We start from the raw sequence: 17,512 nt of genomic DNA, 5'->3' as shown, positions 1-17,512 counted from the left end.
AGGGATGAATGAATGTAATCAAGCATTATTATTTTACCGGCTTTTTACTCACCCATAATTTAATCGTACCGGTAACAACAACAACATTATTTGTGTCATAAGCAGTAACGGGTACTAAAAAGTCCCCTTCCTCCCAAACTAAGTCGGCTAAATCAGCTACACAGCGGATATCTGTTGCCGCTTTTGCCGTGTAGTCAAGGCTCATACCTTTTGGGATCCAACGCAGGTGAGATGGAATTGATGCTTCAGAAACAGCACCCATCGCCATTTCTAAGCCATTACATATAGCAATAACATGCACTGTTCCGATATGATTCTCTACAATCTTGCGCTTTTTAATTAACACTTCACAATATCCAGGGCGAAGCTCAGCAACATACGGTTTAATTGTTTGAAAATACGGAGCCCAACGAGCAAAGAACCAAGAGAACAAGCGATTACCAAACGAATATTTGTGCCATTTATTATAAATTTCTAACAGTTTAGGCTGTGCCATGTATAACCCTTTCATAAAAGTAATAAACTAAAACAGAACTTAAGTTAACAGAACTGGTCTAATGAGTGTAGCGAATAATAAATAATATAAGGTTTTTAACCGTAATTGCAATTAAAAGTCTAATGTTAATACAATAGTTGTACGTTTATCACTCGCGTTGTTTATTCACTAAATACGCGATACAATAACCATCTATTATGTTATTTCGTTAACAGATAGAACCTTTGGGGCGGATTCAGGATTCGACGGGATTCACGAAACCCAAGGTGCATGCCCAGGGGCGGTTGGCCTGGTAAAAAGCCGCAAAACTATAATTGCTAACGACGAAACGTTCGCACTAGCCGCTTAAGGCTAGCCATCCCCTCGTAAATTCACCTGTTGTTTAGAGGATCGATGGTCACCCCAAATAGGTTAGCGAGGGAACTGTGTCTGACGGTGAACCGCGAAACAGTATCAGACTCACCAGAATGAAGCCTGTCGCTTGGCGTCTGACTGGTTAAATAAATGAGCGACTAAGCATGTAGTACCGAGGATGTAGGTTTTTCGGACGGGGGTTCAAATCCCCCCCGCTCCACCACACCAAGGTTCTTTATGAACCTTTAAAGCCCGTAAATACAGTAACCTGACTGTTTTACGGGTTTTTTATTGCCTTAAAGTCAGTTCAGCAACTTCTTTTTTTGCGGTAATACGTAGTGTAAAAAGAATGTCACTCTGATTAATGTCGGTTATGAAATCAACGTTAGTAGGTATATTCCCTAGGAGCTCAAATGTATCTTCGTTAAGATCATAAGACCACAATTGAAATTCCTCATTAATACCATAAATCACATTGTTTTTTATTATGAATCCTTTATCGCTTCCTTGGCTGCCTAATGATTCAATCAGTTGGTCTTCGGCGGGACCTGGCTGCCAAAATCGATCCAACTGATCGGTGTAAATTAATCGACCATCTTCACTTTTTAGCGCCCAGTTGACTTTCTTGTCTGTAATGACGCTAAACTCTGAGTTATTCAGATTGAACTCACCAAACTTTAATACGCCTTTGATGCGTACAAGCAATAAAGCGGTATTATCTTCACTATTCCATTGATAAAGTTGTTCTATTCGGTGGTCGAATGGAAAGGATGTTTGGCTTGAATCTAAAGATGTCTGAGTGAGACTATTATTAACATTGGCTAAAATACTCTGACCATCAGCGGCCCAGCTCATCCCGTTAATAGAAGAATCCATCCTAAAATTGGAGAGTTGCTGTGCGCCATTGCCATCAGTTAACCAAATTTGATAATCGCCAAAGCGAGCTGATTTAAAAGCGATTAACTCACCATTAGGTTGGTAAATGGCGTTGTCTTCTGCCAGTGTTGAACGTTCCAGTATTGTCGGAACAGGAACTGAGTCATTGTTACCCACTGTGGATAGAGATTGGTCTACTTGAGTCTGGCTTAATTGTGACATTGCTATCTGTGACTCAATTATCTGTGATAGTGGTATCGTCGCGATATCACTATCCCAATTTCCTTTAATCACCAGCGCACGTTTGCCATTGGGGTGAAATATTGGTGACCCCATTGGTTCATCAAGTGGCAGACTAATATTAGTAATCTTACCGTCATGAGTTAGAGTAAAGAGTTGTCTCCCAGTGCTAAAAATAAGTAGTTCACTTGTTGGCGTAAAGTTTGGATAGATATTTTTAAAGTTTGCTATCTCTGGAGGATATTCAATCTGATGACTGGATAAAAGCTGGCCATCAGGCTTTAGTATTTCAATGTAGTGCTTACCATCATTGTGGGTAGTGATTAACGCGATGAGATTGTCTTTAACGGAATAGTCATAGTCAACTAAGTTACCTTCTTCCAGTTCGTATATAACCTTACTTTTGTTGTCCGCTATAGAATAGCGGGTTAACTTCCAACGATTAGAAAGCTCCTGAAAAAAAGCAATATCATTATTATTGAGCCATGTAGCCTTGGTTATTCTTGAGTTTTTGCACTCCATTAGTAAAGTCGGAGATTGAGGTGCTGCAAGGGCTTTTTCAAAATCTAAGGTCTTTAATTCATAACATTCCTTCTGGACCATAGGTTGCGTGCAATCTGTTGATTCTATAAATACCAGCTTCTTTCCGTCTTTAGAGAAACTGTGGCTACCATAGCGACCCCAGTTTTTTGTTAGTTGGGATTCTTTCTGGGTTTTGATGTTTTTTGCCCAGAGATTACTATTAACGCATACTTCTTGTGAATAGCGGTTGAAAACAATGTATTCACCATCAGGCGAATAAATGCCCGCATACTCTTTGTTGTCAGTGGCTGTTAATAACCGTAACTCGCCAAAAGATAAGCTTAATGATTGCGTTGGTGCTAGGTAGTTGAAACTGATAAAAGTCAAAATAACAATACCAACAACAGCAATCATCAGTTTAAAAAATGACCTTGGGGGTTGTTCTTTATCTGCTGCCTCAGTTTCGGTATTAACAGTAGTATTGCTGGTTTCATTTTCAGGTGAACTGGCAGCTATTGCTAGGTCTTTTACAGCTTCTCCTACTGTTTCTGGTTGAGTTTGTGTTTCATCATGCCATTTAACATAACACTCCAGGCTATATCCTTGTTTAGCATGTGTCTTAATATAGGATTGAACGTTAGTGTCTTGACCTAATACCTTTCTTAATTGTGCGATGCTTCTTTGTAATGTATTAGGTGTTACTACAGTGTCCGGCCATACTTTAGTAAACAATTCATCGTAACTAACCACTCGGCCCTGATTTTCAGCCAAGTAGGTTAAAACAGCTAAAGCTTTAGGCGCAATCGTTTGCGATTTCTCTTTCTGAGTGACTTGATTCCTAGATAAATCGACAAAGAAGTCACCGACCCAATATTGTACTGCCATATAAACGCTTACCAGAATTAAAGTTGTTACTCAAAAGAGAGTTTTAAAGGGAAGGTTTATCCTAGCACAAACCCAAATTGCATTTAACATACTTTATATCTATTTGATAATAAAGGTAAACCTGGTAGTCAGCGAGAAATCAGCGAAAATTCAGTAGCACGTCAGGTATTTTAGTTTCGATTCATATAAATTCAGCTCTAGCCAAAATATTAAATTCAATGCAGCAATATAAAAATGGATAAATTTATGAATATGAAGAAAATTTTAGCTTTAGTTGTTATGTTTTTTTTGCCTTTTCTAACAATTGAAGCGAGCGAAGCAAGAGATTTAACATTGCCAAGAATACAAGTCGTTCCTATTAAAGATACTCAAGCTGACAGGCAATACGAGCTTTATGTAAAGTTGCCCGAGGGATATACAAAAAATAAAGATAAAATCTATCCTGTTATTTATTTTACCGATGCAGATACGCACATCGAACTATTATCGGGTACTGAATTCTTGATGGAAGAGGTTATTTTGGTTGGAATTTCCCATCAAAAAGACCTTAATAAAGCTTCAGGGGTACATGACAGTAGAGCTCGAGATTATTCTATAAGCAAGTCAAGCAACCCTGAACGTCAGGCTAAATATCAATTTGGACAAGCCAGTACTCATCTAACGTTTATTCGCAATGATGTCATTACGTTTATCGAAAGCAACTATCGAACTGATCCGAGTAATAGAACTTATTTTGGCTTTTCCTTAGGTGGCTTATTTGGTACTTACGCCTTAATGACACATCCCGACACCTTTAAAAACTACATCTTAGGTAGCCCATCGCTATGGCGAGATATTCCATTACTTTTTTCCCTTGAAAATGCCGCATTAAAAAGTAAAGAACAAAAGATCAATTTGTTTATTACCTATGGAGAATTGGAGCAAGAATTGGCGGTGCATGTCGAAGATTTTATTGCTCAGTTAAAGAAAAAAGACTATCAAGCATTATCATCAATAAAGCAGGTAGTAATTAAATCTTCTGGCCATAGTGACTCGTTTCCTATGGTTGGCGTTCGTAGCGTGAAATGGTTATCAAGCTTAACAAAAGAGAAAGGATAAAAAATGAAACTAATCAGTATTTATATGGTTGTGTTGCTTACTACCCTAACGATGAGTAGTAAAAGCTATGCACACGATAAGCAACCTGTTCTTGAAGGCCCTTATGTTGGGCAAAATCCACCGGGCTCCACCCCTAAAGCTTTTGCTCCGAAAGGCCATTCCAAAGAACATCGTGACGGTAGCGGCTTCTTCTCACCTGATATGAAAGAATTTTATTTTACGAGAAGACACAAAGATGGCAAGTGGTCATTAATAACCTTTACATTAGAAAATAATCAATGGCATGAATCTTTGGTTGGGCCCAGAGTTGGTCGCCCTATTCTTACGCCTGACGGCAAGACGATGCATTTGGGCAAGCGTTTTATGGAGCGCACTGAGAATGGATGGTCCGAGGTAAAAAGCCATGGGCCTGTTTTTGAAGACTTCCGTATTATGCGTCTGATGTCTTCATCCAATGGCACTTACTATTTTGATGAGGCAACTGAATCTGGCCCTATCCGTTATTCTCGATTAATCGACGGTAAACATGAAAAACCAAAAGCAGTGAACATTGATTTTGGAGACTGGAACGCGCATCCCTTCATTGCACCCGATGAATCTTATTTGCTCTGGGATGACCAAGGAAACAATGGATATGGTGGCAGTGATTTATACATTTCTTTTCGGCAGAAAGATGGCTCATGGGGGGCTGCTATTAATTTGGGGGAAACAATAAACACAAATGGTAATGAAGGTGGACCCATTGTAACGCCAGACGGAAAGTATCTTTTCTTTAACAGATACGTGAGTGAGGAAAATGCCGGGATGTATTGGGTCGATGCACAGATTATTGAAACGCTTAGACCTAAACAGTAAGCCATTAAAGAAAAATTAAAATTAGCTTTAAATAGGGATCAATTATGAAACGTTTAACTATTTTCCTCTCTCTTTTATCTGCCTTAACGATGATTAGTCAGAGTTATGCTCAAGATGAATATCCGGTTATGGAAGGGCCTTACATGGGGCAAAAGCCACCGGGCATGGTAGCAGAGCCGTTTGCACCAGGCATCATATCCAAAGAAGGATGGGAGCTTGAGGGGGTGTTTGCCCCCGGCATGAAGGAGTTTTACTTCACCTCAAACCGCAAAAGCGCCACCGTTACTGGCTTTCGCCAAGAAAACAATGTCTGGAAGAAGTACATTGAATTCCCGCGAACTGGTGAAATCGTATTTTCCCCTGACGGCAAGCGTATGCACATGGCAAAAGGCTATAAGGATCGCATAGGCGATGGCTGGTCAGAGCAAAAAAGCCTTGGACCGATGTTTGACCGTAAAGACTGGGGCATCATGCGCTTGTCGACCTCCGTCGAACAAACCTATGTTTTTGACGATTATAAAAGCAATGACGTAATTCGGATATCAACCGTTAAAGACGGAAAACGACAAGCGCCCAAAAAAATGAGTTCCGTGGTCAACACTGGCAAATGGACAGCTCACCCTTTTATCGCGCCGGACGAAAGCTACCTGATTTGGGATAGTGAACGTGCTGGTGGGTTTGGTGATACTGATATTTATATTAGTTATCGACAAAAAGATGGTTCATGGGGACCTGCTATTAATATGGGGGACAACGTGAATTCTGACAAAGCAGAATTTTATGCAAGTGTTACCCCCGACGGTAAATACATTCTCTTTAATAGAGGCATGGACGACGAGGGAAATATAGATATCTACTGGGTGGATGCACAGATTATTGATGTCCTCAGAGCCAAATAATTAACCATATAACGAGAACAAAAGTCGAAAATATAGAGCCGATATAAAAGTGCACTATTTCGAATCAAATTAAGTACAGGTAGTGAAATAAACTATAGGAAAAGTTATGAATATCAATTTAAAAAGCTTAATCGCGGTTGCGCTTTTAAGCTGTTTTAGCAGCCTTGTTGCTGCATACACCGAAGAAAATGTCAAAGAAATTGACAGCTCCGCGCCACAGGCTACAGCCGAAGACGCCAAGGTCTCATTCTGGGATATGGCTTATCTTGATAAAGCCTTTATAGATACTGCCCCAGGTAAAAGAAAAGACGATATTTCTGTCGGTGAATTAGGCATCGATGGCGGCAATAAAAACATAATTGTTAAGATGGCGCAGGAGATCGCAGACAATAAAGATGGCCTATACGATAGCATGCTTATTTCTCATAAAAATAAACTGATCTTTGAGTCTTACTACGCCAGAGGCCGTATTGATTTACCTCACTTCCAAGCCTCTGTTACCAAGGCTTATCTATCGTTAGCGATTGGGCGAGCAATTCAATTAGGGCACCTGACAATGGCAGATTTAAATAAACCCATTGTCAACTTCATTGAAGATCTTGACCTTGAAAAAGTAGCGGAAGGTACAGAAAATATTACGCTTCATCAGGCAATGACTATGAGTTCAGGGATCCGCGTCAGTGCTGAAAGGCAAAAACTAATCATGGATAACATTACTAAAATAAAAGGCTCTAATATCACTCAAGAATTTTTGCAACATAGTGAAGCTATTTCTCCTGAATCTCAAACGTTTAAATATCAAGATGCAGATCCACGAATTGTGATGCAAGTCCTTAACAGCGTTGTTCCGGGCTCTGCTAAAGATTTTATCAAGAATGAAGTACTCGCTAAAATAGGCATCACTGTTTACGGCTGGAAGGATGATGTCAATGGTATACCTATAGCAGAGGTAGGCTCTAGTTTAACTTCACGCGATATGCTCAAGGTGGCTACACTGGTTAAAAACAATGGAAAATGGCAGGGCGAACAAATTATTTCAGCAGCTTATTTAAACGCTGCTACCAATAAGATAACTAAACCCACCGAGGAGTGGATACCCGACAGTTTTTCATATGGCTACTATTGGTATCAAACGGATTTTAAAGTCGCAGAAAAAAGCTATGATGCAAAATTTGCTTGGGGTGGTGGTGAACAATACATTTTAACATTCGAAGAGCTTGACTTAGCGGTCGTATTTACCGCTCATGCGATGGAAAATAATGCCATGCAGCTGACGGCAGAAAGGCTCCTTCCAGCTTTCATCCAATAGAATACAAAGACAGCCATAAGGTTTGGTTATTAATGGTTTTAAAATAAAACTGAGATGACAGCTATTAAACTAACAACGGAAGTTTAATCGCTGTTTAATTCAGTTTTACGCCCAAAGAAGTCATAAAAGCGAATTGCTGAAAAGTCAGCTTATTTGAGTACGGTCACTATTTACCTTAGCTATAAAGCACCAAACAACACATCTTCATGTGTGTCTTTCCACAACGGATATTTTGCCATCACTTTTGTAAACATAGGGCTTTGCAAATAGTTGTTCAACCATTGTCGTAATTTTGGATAAGGCGACTGTAAGTACCACTGGCGCTCTACTCTGGCAAACTGGCGAATAAACGGCATAAGTGCAATATCGAGCAGACTTTCTTTATCCGACATCAAAAAAGCATGTGACGTTAAGCGTTGCTCTAACATCTTAATGTATAGTTCGCACCTTTCTCTACATTCAACAACGTTAGTTTCTTTATAACGCTTAGCACATTTGTATTGCTCTAAACTGTCCTTAAAGTCATTATCAAATTCGTTAATTAAATTAAGCATTTCAGAGAGCGAATTATCAACACCGCTATTTACTTTGTTACGCAATAAATCATCAGGGTCACTTTTGTTTAAAGCCCACAACATAACGTCCAAGCTTTCTTCGATTACTGTACCATTTTCTAGTACGACCACTGGCACTGTGGCTTTGGGCGATGCAATCAGCATTTCTTCTGGTTTATTGCTCAGCACTAAATCACGCAGCAACACTGTATGCTTTGCTTTAAAAATAGCGACTCTTGCGCGCATTGCATAAGGGCAGTTTCTTAACGAATAAAGAATGGGGAGCGCGTCAGTTTTTGCTCTACTTTTATTAATACTTTCATTCATTGATATGTGTTTTCCAGTGCCATCAATAATTATAACGGTAAATAACCTACTTTAACTGTATTCATCAGTTAGATATATGAGTAAAATCCATCCTTTGATATTTAACTGCCAAATTATTGGCTAAAGTTGTAAAAATGAGTCCTAAAATTGAATTATTAGCCCCTGGCGGTGATATAGATGCGATAAAAGCCGCGATAATTGCAGGTGCCGATGCAGTTTACTGTGGCTTAGACACATTTAATGCGCGAAATCGTGCCGCTAATATTTCTTTTGATGAACTTGTAGGAATTATACGATTGGCGCATCAGTTTGAATGCCAAATATTCCTAACCCTAAATATAGTTATTTTAGAGCGCGAATTTAAATCGCTTACTAAATTATTAAGCAAGTTGGTAAATACCACGCTTGATGGCGTTATTGTTCAAGATATCGGCCTACTTTATATTCTTAAAAAGCATTTTCCTACTCTAGATGTTCACGCGTCAACGCAAATGACAACTCATAACATTGGCCAAATTCCTTTCCTTAAAAAATTAGGCGTTTCAAGGGTTAACTTATCAAGGGAGTTGAATTTAAGGGAAATTACCGCGATTACAACTGTTGGTCGTGAGCAAAATGTACTAAGTGAAGTGTTTGTTCATGGTTCATTGTGTGTCGCTTTTTCAGGCTTATGTTATTCAACATCTGCAAGTGTTGGTAATTCAGGTAACCGTGGCCGTTGTAGTCAAGCCTGTCGTGAAGAATATGAAACAACCCCTTCAGGTAATAATTTTCCATTAAACATTAAAGACAATTCAGCGTTTTTCGATTTGCCTGCACTGATCGACGCCGGCGTACACTCATTTAAAGTTGAAGGCCGTATTAAAGGCGCAAGTTATGTGCACACCGTGATTGATAGCTTTCGTAAACAAATTGATGGCTTCATTCAAACCGGTGAATTATTAGAAGATGGTGAACGACTTTATAAAGTATTTAACCGCGATTTAACCAATGCTTTCTTACGTGGCGATTTGAATCAATCCATGTTTATCGAAAACCCTCGCGATAACTCAAAGTATCATGCAATAGATAAAAGTAATGCAATTTCTGTGGTACAAATTCATGACGTTGAAGAAAATCTTAACAATGAAAAAGAGCAAATCAACGCAAGCGTGTTTGATAAAATTAAACACTTAAGTATAGAAAAGCGTCCGTTATCCTTAACGTTTAGCGGTAAAATAGGCAGTCCATTAACCCTAACGGTTGTAGTAACAGACTACGTTAAAGGCCAAACAACTACTGAACAACAAACCATCGTTATTCAATCAAATAATGTGTTAGTTGCAACTGATAAAAACTGTATTGATAAAAATGCCATAGAAAAGCGATTTAAAACCTTTAATAACTCACAGAATAACTTAACTGACTTGGATCTTGATGGCATTCCAGAAGGTGTAAGTATTCCTTTTAAAGACCTAAGTGCTATAAAGAATAAGCTAGCTGCTTTACTTAATAGCAACACAGCGGTTCACCCTGAAGTCAAATTGCCTAAGCTAGTGCGCCATCCTAAACCTATTAGGCAAGATGTTCCGAACGCAGAAACAAACGCAAAGCTGTCAATATTAATTTGTGATGACTCAGACTTGGACCTTGCCACAGTAACAGACGCTGACATTTACTTTAAATTACCTGATGCCTATAAACGCGGCTGCACTAAATACGTTGATTTCTTTAAAGAAAACCCTCGTCTTATCCCCTGGTTTCCTTCCGTATTAATTGGCAAAGATTATGACGTAGCGCTAAATATTTTAGAGCAGGTGAAACCAGAATTAATTGTTACTAACAATACTGGTATCGCAAATCGCGCCTTTGAACTTGGTATTAAGTGGATCGCAGGACCTTTTTTAAATACCACAAATTCTTATGCCTTATTAGCAATGAAAGAAGAATTTAATTGTGAAGGTGCTTTTATTTCAAATGAAATCAACCACCTGCAAATGAAAACCATTGCTCGTCCTGAAAACTTTAAATTGTTCTACAGCGTTTATCACCCTATTTTATTAATGACCAGTCGACAATGTTTCTTTCAACAAAGTGTGGGTTGTGAAAAACCGCGGATTGATAACGGTTGTATGCTTTCTTGTGATAAATCTACCAGCATCACCAACCTAAAAGGCGTTTCTTTTGCCATTGATAAGCAAAAAGCAGGTTATCCAAGCATTTATAATAAAGATCAGTTTTTAAATATGGAAATTATTAACGATTTAGCACAGCTGTATGATGGCTTTATGATTGACCTAACCAACATCGGTGCTGGTGACAAACAATCACCAGATAAAACAGCACTGATCAAGCAATTTGAACAATTATTAAGTGCCCAAAGTGACGACCAATCGACTCAATTAAACGCCCAAACTACGCTCAATGATATGGTGTCAGAATCGACCAATACCCAGTATCACAAAGGGCTTTAGTCAAAATAACTCAAGACTATTTTTCAACCAAAAAAGCCACTAAAAAGTGGCTTAAAAGCTTAGAAAAAATGGGGAGTCAGCGTGAACTGGTCCCCTTGCTTTATTGGTTGGAAAGCAAACTTTTACGGGTTGTAAGTTACATTTAAATCCACACCGCTTGCGGCTCTGTAGCCATAAATACCGATATGCCAAGTGTCTGCGATTGGATTGTTAAACGAACAGGTTTCATTGTTACCACTTTCATAAGGGCGACAGTCATAACTTGAGGAGCTTGGTTGTGAACCACGCTTAATGTACATGTCTGCATCACCAGTGCCACCGCTCATGGTAAAATCTAGTGTTGCCATACCTGCAGGTACATCTATGGTGTAATACTTCCATGCTCTGCGTGATACGCTAATATCAGTAACAGAAGCTGAGCCACCAGTTGCACCACCGCCATTGCCACCAGAGTCTTCGGTAAAGCTAGCCGTTAAGTTAACTCCTGAGAAACTAGAGTAAGCAACAACTTTAACATAATATGTACCAGCTTGTGCCGTTGTAATTGGACAACTCTCGCTGTTACCACTTTTATACGGTCGACAATCATAACTGCTACTTGTAGGAGCAGAGCCAAATTTTACGTATAAGTCCGCATCGCCAGTGCCGCCAGACATATCAAAGCTTAGATCTGTCGCGCCAGCTGGTACATCAATGGTAAAACTCAACTCAGCTGATGTGCTTGCAGAAAGGTTTGTTTTCGCAACACCATTTTCCAACACATTTGATCCTGTTGGAGGAGGCGTAGTGCTTCCACAGTCTGTTGCCAATAAATCTGAAGCCGCTTTGGCTTGCACTAAACCATAACCAGTTTTGTCATCACGACCGACAGTTTCTAAATCTATTGCAGTAGACTTTAATGCGCTACGAACATCACTTGCTGCACAATTTGGGTTATGACTCCAAGCCAATGCTGCAACACCAGCGACGTGCGGAGTAGCCATAGAGGTACCGTTATAATAAGCATAGTTTTGCCCATCATTAACAGTTAAATCAACATTACTTCCTAATTGACTCAGAAGTTGCTGGCCCAACGTTCTATTGATAGATACAGTTGGAACACTTACCGCACTGGTACCATCAACTAAAAATGGATTTTGTAAACCTGGGCGTGCGCTATTACTGAAAACAATAACACCAGCAGCACCGGCATCTGCACAGGCCTTGGCAGGGTTTATTTCTGGGTAGTTACTACCTACTTGATTATCATTTCGTTCGGCCAAACATATATTGCCAGCAACGTTACTACAACTGTAGCTACTACCATTAATCGTACAGCTTGCTAACACGCCGCTCGCACTACCGTTTACGTTCGTGATTACATAATTAGAGCCACTTTGCACATAACGGCTTTGTGGAACAACTTCATCATTACCATAAGTGCTGCCATTTATTGTGATGTAGCCCAGTCGACCATCACCCGCAACGGTTGATAAAACAGCTTCACCTGGTGCAGCTATTTCAACTTGGCTGGTAAACTGCGAAAACTCTGCGTGTTGACCATTTTGATCAACGGCCCCAACTGCCATAACAGCATCGTATGACGCTGGGTAAGACATGGTTGAATTACCATCATTACCAGACGCTGCTACTAACAACACGCCTGCATCAGCTGCTGCTTGTAACGCATTTTTTTCCGTGTTGCTTGACCCTGCCCCACCTAAGCTCATATTAATCACTTTAGCGCCATTGTTAACACACGTATCAACCGCATCTACAAGCTCACCGGTATAGCCCCATCCGGACTCATTAAATACTTTAACAATATGCAAGTTTACATTGGTATTAGGCATTACTCCCACAACACCTTCGCTGTTGTTTACTGCCGCAATAGTTCCTGCTACGTGAGTACCATGCGAACCACCGTTTTCATACCAGTTACCCGTACCTGAGTTATTGGTACCTGTCGCATTATTTGCGCTCAAATCGGGGTTATCTTGCTGGTACCCTGAATCAATAATACATACGGTCATATTCGCAGCATCGTTATCGTTAAGCTGATCAGACTGAGTGTTAGCAATTCCCCAAGGCTGGTTTTGCGCCATCAAAAAACGTTTGTGATCAGGCTCAATAAATTCTACCGATTTATGCTTGCTCATTTTATTAACCAACTCTTTAACATCTTTGATGTTTTTTTGTTGACCAAACGAAACTACATGATGACCATTTTTTAAAATCTTCTCATGTTTTAATGCAAGGCCTGCTTTTTTCGCTAAGCCTGGTGGTATCGTTTTACCCTGATGTTTATCTTTAAACTTGATAATTAAGCGATCAGTTTTATCTAACTTTTCTTGTTGTTGTTTGGTTTGCCATTGAGCAAACGTGAGATTTTCTTGTGATCCTTCAACCTGGTTAACTTTTTCCAATTTAGCCGCTTGTGCAATGCCTGTTGTGGCCATTATTGACAAGGCAACCGTAGTTAACATTAATTTATTGTTTTTCATTATAGGTCTCTTTTTAATAGTAACTCGTTGGGTTCATTAGAGTAATGAACCTAATTATCTGTTGTTATTTTCAACAACTTCAGCATGAGGTTTTACCGAATAAGTAACTAGCAAAAAGCAGACAATCACTATTAAAAACACGACAAGCAACTAACACTAAAAACATATAACTCTTTGTTTTTAAAAAATATAACCAATGCGTGTCGTTACAGTTCGAAAAAACGTCGTGAATTTGCTAGGTGCTAATTGGGCAGCTGCTAGTATTTAGTCATGCCAAAAAGCAAGGAAGTTGTTTATGGCCAATAGCAAACAACGGAATAAATGACTAAATAAAAAATAACAGAGAGAATTTATACGCATGAAAATATCAAAATTTACCACCTCAATTGTTGCCTTAGCGGTAACGTCAGTATTTAGCGCACAAGCCGCTGACGATCGTTACATTCTTAAAGTAGACAACAATAATAAAGGCGTGGTTAAAGCCCTTGCTAAAAAGTTAGGCGCACAACTGAACGTTGATGGTAATGGCTTTATTGCTGCTTCATTTTCAGGAAAAAATTTAGAACAAGTAAAAGGCTTAATGAATAACCCTCATATTCAAGCCATTGAAGAAGATCAACGCCGCATGCCTTTATCTGTATACAATGACGATGCGGGTGATACATCAAAAGTTCAAGTTACTCCTTATGCGGTTTACCAATCACAAGCTGACCAGGTTACCTTTAATGCAAACGCGGGCATGAAAGTTTGTGTTATTGATTCTGGATTAGATCGTTCAAACTCTGACTTTATTTGGAATAACATTACTGGTGATAATGACTCTGGTACAGGTAACTGGGACGAAAACGGTGGTCCTCACGGTACTCACGTAGCAGGTACTATTGCAGCGGCTGACAACAACGTAGGTGTTGTTGGTATGGCACCGGGTGTTGATTTACATATTATCAAAGTATTTAATGCTGATGGTTGGGGTTACTCATCAGATTTAGCACATGCAGCCGACAAATGTTCTACTGCTGGTGCAAACATTATCAGCATGAGTTTAGGTGGCGGTGGTGCAAACAGCACTGAAGAAAATGCATTTAAAGCATTCACCGAAGACGGCGGTTTAGTTCTAGCAGCAGCCGGTAACGATGGCAACAGCGTACGTTCATACCCAGCAGGTTACCCATCAGTAATGATGATAGGTGCAAATGACGCAAACAATGACATTGCTGATTTCTCGCAATTTCCTAGCTGTGAAATAACAACCGGCCGCGGTAAAAATGCGACTACGGTAACTGATGAAACAGTTTGTGTTGAAGTAACAGCAGGTGGTGTAGATACCTTATCTACTTACCCAGCAGATATGGCAACTAGCGCTGCGATGACTGCCGATGGCGCATTTTTTGCTTCTTCGGCAATGGAAAACTCAGGGTCTGCAAGTGGCAACACTTTTTACATGGGCACTGCAGAAGCTACCGATGGCGGTGCTAATGGTAATATCTGTGTGATCGACCGAGGCAACATTAGTTTCCATGACAAAGTTCAAAATTGTGAAAATTCAGGTGGTGTTGGCGCTATTATCATCAACAATGAAGCCGGTATGTTATACGGTACTCTAGGTGAAACAAACGCTACTTCAATTCCAGCAGTGGGAGCAGCATTTGAAGACCGCGCAGCATTAGTTGCAGCTTCGTCAGCAGATATTTCTATTGGTACGTCTGACTATGGCTTTATGAGTGGTACTTCTATGGCAACACCGGCGGTATCAGGTATCGCGGCATTGGTTTGGTCAAATCATAATGGCTGTACTGGTACAGACATTCGCGAAGCGTTAAAAGCTACTGCCGAAGATGGCGGCGCAGCTGGTAACGATGTGTATTTCGGTGCAGGTATTGTTAAGGCTAAAGCTGCTAGTGATTATCTAACAGCTAATGGTTGTGGCCCGGTTGAGCCTCCAGTAGGTGACATATCTTTATCAACAAATGGTTACCGTTCAAAAGGTAAAAACAAGGTTGATCTTTCTTGGTCTGGAGCTTCTACTTCAAGCGTAGATATCTATAAAAACGGTAGCCTAATGGCTACAACATCAAATGATGGCGCTTATACAGATAGCTTTAGAACATACGGTACATATACTTATTCAGTATGTGATCAAGGAACAAGCAACTGTTCTGCTGATTCAACTGTAAGCTTTTAACCAATAATCAGTATGTTATAAATATCCGGCCGATTTTATCGGCTGGATATTGTTGTTTTAACCCTACAAAGATTTTCAAATTAAGAATAAACATTAGCAAAGTTAATGTTGACATAAAGGGTGTTTTATCGATATGTTGCATAAAAAATTATTATTCATAACAATTTTTTAACATATCAAATGGTGTAGGTTTATCTTTTATTAAATAAAACGATATAAACCTAATTGTGTAACCCCTTATGTTTTAAATGAAATTTAAGTATGTTGAATACAGGGGAAGAAAATGTCTTTCAAATCAATAAATAGAATAATAAAACCATTCACAATGCTAAGTGTTATTGGGTTATCTGCTTGGCTTGTCAATTCTGTTTTTGTGGTTAAGCCTACAGATAGCACGCAATCGTATATTATCAGTAGTAATAATTATCAATTGCTTCAAACAGCGTTAGAAGAACTCAATGCTAAACCAAGCCACGAATTACCAATAATCAATGCTTTTGCCGTTAATTTAACGGAGTTTGAGTTAAATAGTCTACGCAAGAAAGTTAGGATTAAGTTTAGCGAAAACTATAGCGTTAAACTTGCCGGTGGCCGTGCATGGGGTAAACGAAAATGGCAACCTAAAGCCATGGTCCCAGACTATATTGATGCCACTTCGGCTCATCATGCAAATAACTTTGGTGGCGGTGTTACCATTGGCTTTTTAGATACCGGTTTAGATCAATTAAGTGGTTTAGGCAACGATTTGTATGGCCGCGATAAAGCATGGGGAACCTATGATGCCATTAACAATTCGGTAAGTAATTACGATGATGAAGCAAGCGGCCATGGTACGCACGTTGCCAGTATTGCAGCGAATAGTGATTATGACGTTTATGGCAAAATATACGGTGTTGCTCCTAATGCTGCCATTGTTGGCATAAAAGCGTTTGACGCTAATGGCCAAGCCACTTACGCCGATGTGATCCGTGGCATCGATTGGGCGTTACAAGTTAAAGATCAAATAAACCTGAAAGTGCTTAATATGTCATTCAGTGGCCCAGTGCGCTCAAACTATTGGGATGATCCACTAAATCTAGCGGTTATGAAAGCATGGCAAGCTGGTATTGTTGTTGTTGCATCCGCTGGTAATACTGGTCCAGATCCAATGACAATAGGTGTTCCGGGCAATGTGCCTTACATAATTACGGTAGGCGCAATGACAGATAATTTCACTACTACTGATGCCTATGATGATAAATTAGCAACATTCAGTGCTGCAGGTCCAACTTATGAAGGGTTTGTTAAGCCAGAGATATTAGCGCCTGGTGGACACTTATCAGGTTTAATGTCTTATGACTCTCAAATTGTGGTTGAACATCCTGAATATCATGATGGTGGCAGATATTTTGAAATGTCTGGAACATCACAAGCTGCGGGTGTTATATCAGGGGTTGTTGCCTTAATGCTAACCGATAACCCAACATTAACGCCTGACCAAGTAAAGTGTCGATTAATTGCCAGTGCACATACAGCAAGAACAGAAAGCGGTTCACTAGCTTATAGTGTCTTTCAGCAAGGCGCTGGTGTTGTAAATGTGTCTGATGCCCTAAACAGTTCAGCCGTTGACTGCGCCAATACCGACTTAAACATCACTCAAGATTTAGCTGGCGAACAGCATTTTTCCGGCCCGGCAAATATCAACGATGACGGCAATTTTTATATTGAAGGATTAGGTGATGAATACATTTGGGACATAACAGGCTCAGTAACCGACAGTGAAACAACAAACGATGTTGAAATTGATCGATTAATTTGGAAAACCGGATTTAATGTCGACAGACTAATTTGGAAAACTAACCTTGAAGTTGACAGGTTAATTTGGAAAACCAACTTAGAAGTTGATAGGTTAATTTGGAAAACCAATGTCGACTTTAATAACAATGAAGAAATTAAAGTGAATAATTGGGTTGAACAACAGTAATATAACGCTCGTTAAG

The 17,512-nt window shown here is 39.7% G+C and carries 11 protein-coding genes and 1 other RNA gene; 8 read left to right on the top strand and 4 right to left on the bottom strand.

Features of this window, described 5'->3' with window-relative positions:
• Positions 1-28: 28 nt before the first annotated feature.
• Positions 29-496, bottom strand: coding sequence for a hotdog fold domain-containing protein (locus tag RI845_RS06030; RefSeq protein WP_348388845.1), 468 nt, complete (start codon positions 494-496; stop codon positions 29-31).
• A gap of 226 nt (positions 497-722) precedes the next feature.
• Here RI845_RS06030 and ssrA point away from each other — a divergent pair.
• Positions 723-1,073: a transfer-messenger RNA gene (gene ssrA / locus RI845_RS06025) on the top strand.
• Between the two features lie 65 nt (positions 1,074-1,138).
• On the opposite strand, the gene RI845_RS06020 is transcribed toward ssrA, so the two are convergent.
• Positions 1,139-3,373, bottom strand: a complete 2,235-nt coding sequence (locus RI845_RS06020) for a winged helix-turn-helix domain-containing protein (RefSeq protein ID WP_348388844.1) — start codon at positions 3,371-3,373, stop codon at positions 1,139-1,141.
• A gap of 246 nt (positions 3,374-3,619) precedes the next feature.
• On the opposite strand from RI845_RS06020, the gene RI845_RS06015 reads away from it, so the two are divergent.
• From RI845_RS06015 to RI845_RS06000, 4 genes are all read left to right on the top strand, one after another.
• Entirely contained in the window at positions 3,620-4,471 is an 852-nt protein-coding gene (locus tag RI845_RS06015) for an alpha/beta hydrolase (RefSeq protein ID WP_348388843.1), read from the top strand.
• A 3-nt stretch (positions 4,472-4,474) separates the two neighbouring features.
• A complete protein-coding gene (locus tag RI845_RS06010; RefSeq protein WP_348388842.1) occupies positions 4,475-5,326 on the top strand; it encodes a hypothetical protein in 852 nt (283 codons plus the stop codon).
• 44 nt (positions 5,327-5,370) lie between these two features.
• Positions 5,371-6,225, top strand: coding sequence for a TolB family protein (locus tag RI845_RS06005; RefSeq protein WP_348388841.1), 855 nt, complete (start codon positions 5,371-5,373; stop codon positions 6,223-6,225).
• A 106-nt stretch (positions 6,226-6,331) separates the two neighbouring features.
• Entirely contained in the window at positions 6,332-7,534 is a 1,203-nt protein-coding gene (locus RI845_RS06000) for a serine hydrolase domain-containing protein (protein WP_348388840.1), read from the top strand.
• Between the two features lie 179 nt (positions 7,535-7,713).
• On the opposite strand, the gene RI845_RS05995 is transcribed toward RI845_RS06000, so the two are convergent.
• A complete protein-coding gene (locus RI845_RS05995) occupies positions 7,714-8,415 on the bottom strand; it encodes a glutathione S-transferase (RefSeq protein ID WP_348388839.1) in 702 nt (233 codons plus the stop codon).
• A gap of 134 nt (positions 8,416-8,549) precedes the next feature.
• On the opposite strand from RI845_RS05995, the gene RI845_RS05990 reads away from it, so the two are divergent.
• On the top strand, positions 8,550-10,868 hold the full coding sequence (locus tag RI845_RS05990) for a peptidase U32 family protein (RefSeq protein ID WP_348388838.1): 2,319 nt from the start codon (positions 8,550-8,552) through the stop codon (positions 10,866-10,868).
• A gap of 122 nt (positions 10,869-10,990) precedes the next feature.
• On the opposite strand, the gene RI845_RS05985 is transcribed toward RI845_RS05990, so the two are convergent.
• Positions 10,991-13,351 (bottom strand): S8 family serine peptidase, encoded by a 2,361-nt coding sequence (locus tag RI845_RS05985; RefSeq protein ID WP_348388837.1) that lies wholly within the window; start codon positions 13,349-13,351, stop codon positions 10,991-10,993.
• Between the two features lie 358 nt (positions 13,352-13,709).
• Between RI845_RS05985 and RI845_RS05980 the strand changes: the two genes are divergently transcribed.
• A complete protein-coding gene (locus RI845_RS05980) occupies positions 13,710-15,533 on the top strand; it encodes a S8 family serine peptidase (protein WP_348388836.1) in 1,824 nt (607 codons plus the stop codon).
• A 283-nt stretch (positions 15,534-15,816) separates the two neighbouring features.
• Positions 15,817-17,496, top strand: a complete 1,680-nt coding sequence (locus tag RI845_RS05975; RefSeq protein WP_348388835.1) for a S8 family peptidase — start codon at positions 15,817-15,819, stop codon at positions 17,494-17,496.
• Positions 17,497-17,512 lie beyond the last annotated feature (16 nt).

The organism is Thalassotalea nanhaiensis (assembly GCF_031583575.1).
GTDB classification, from domain to species: domain Bacteria; phylum Pseudomonadota; class Gammaproteobacteria; order Enterobacterales; family Alteromonadaceae; genus Thalassotalea_A; species Thalassotalea_A nanhaiensis.
The sequence above is the reverse complement of the archived record's forward strand: the minus strand, read 5'-3'. Positions and strand labels throughout refer to the sequence as shown.

Bases quoted from the DNA above. Each gene is read 5' to 3' on its own strand.
- RI845_RS06030 (WP_348388845.1), bottom strand. From the start codon at position 496: ATGGCACAGCCTAAACTGTTAGAAATTTATAATAAATGGCACAAATAT.
- RI845_RS06020 (WP_348388844.1), bottom strand. From the start codon at position 3,373: ATGGCAGTACAATATTGGGTCGGTGACTTCTTTGTCGATTTATCTAGG.
- RI845_RS06015 (WP_348388843.1), top strand. From the start codon at position 3,620: ATGAATATGAAGAAAATTTTAGCTTTAGTTGTTATGTTTTTTTTGCCT.
- RI845_RS06010 (WP_348388842.1), top strand. From the start codon at position 4,475: ATGAAACTAATCAGTATTTATATGGTTGTGTTGCTTACTACCCTAACG.
- RI845_RS06005 (WP_348388841.1), top strand. From the start codon at position 5,371: ATGAAACGTTTAACTATTTTCCTCTCTCTTTTATCTGCCTTAACGATG.
- RI845_RS06000 (WP_348388840.1), top strand. From the start codon at position 6,332: ATGAATATCAATTTAAAAAGCTTAATCGCGGTTGCGCTTTTAAGCTGT.
- RI845_RS05995 (WP_348388839.1), bottom strand. From the start codon at position 8,415: ATGAATGAAAGTATTAATAAAAGTAGAGCAAAAACTGACGCGCTCCCC.
- RI845_RS05990 (WP_348388838.1), top strand. From the start codon at position 8,550: ATGAGTCCTAAAATTGAATTATTAGCCCCTGGCGGTGATATAGATGCG.
- RI845_RS05985 (WP_348388837.1), bottom strand. From the start codon at position 13,351: ATGAAAAACAATAAATTAATGTTAACTACGGTTGCCTTGTCAATAATG.
- RI845_RS05980 (WP_348388836.1), top strand. From the start codon at position 13,710: ATGAAAATATCAAAATTTACCACCTCAATTGTTGCCTTAGCGGTAACG.
- RI845_RS05975 (WP_348388835.1), top strand. From the start codon at position 15,817: ATGTCTTTCAAATCAATAAATAGAATAATAAAACCATTCACAATGCTA.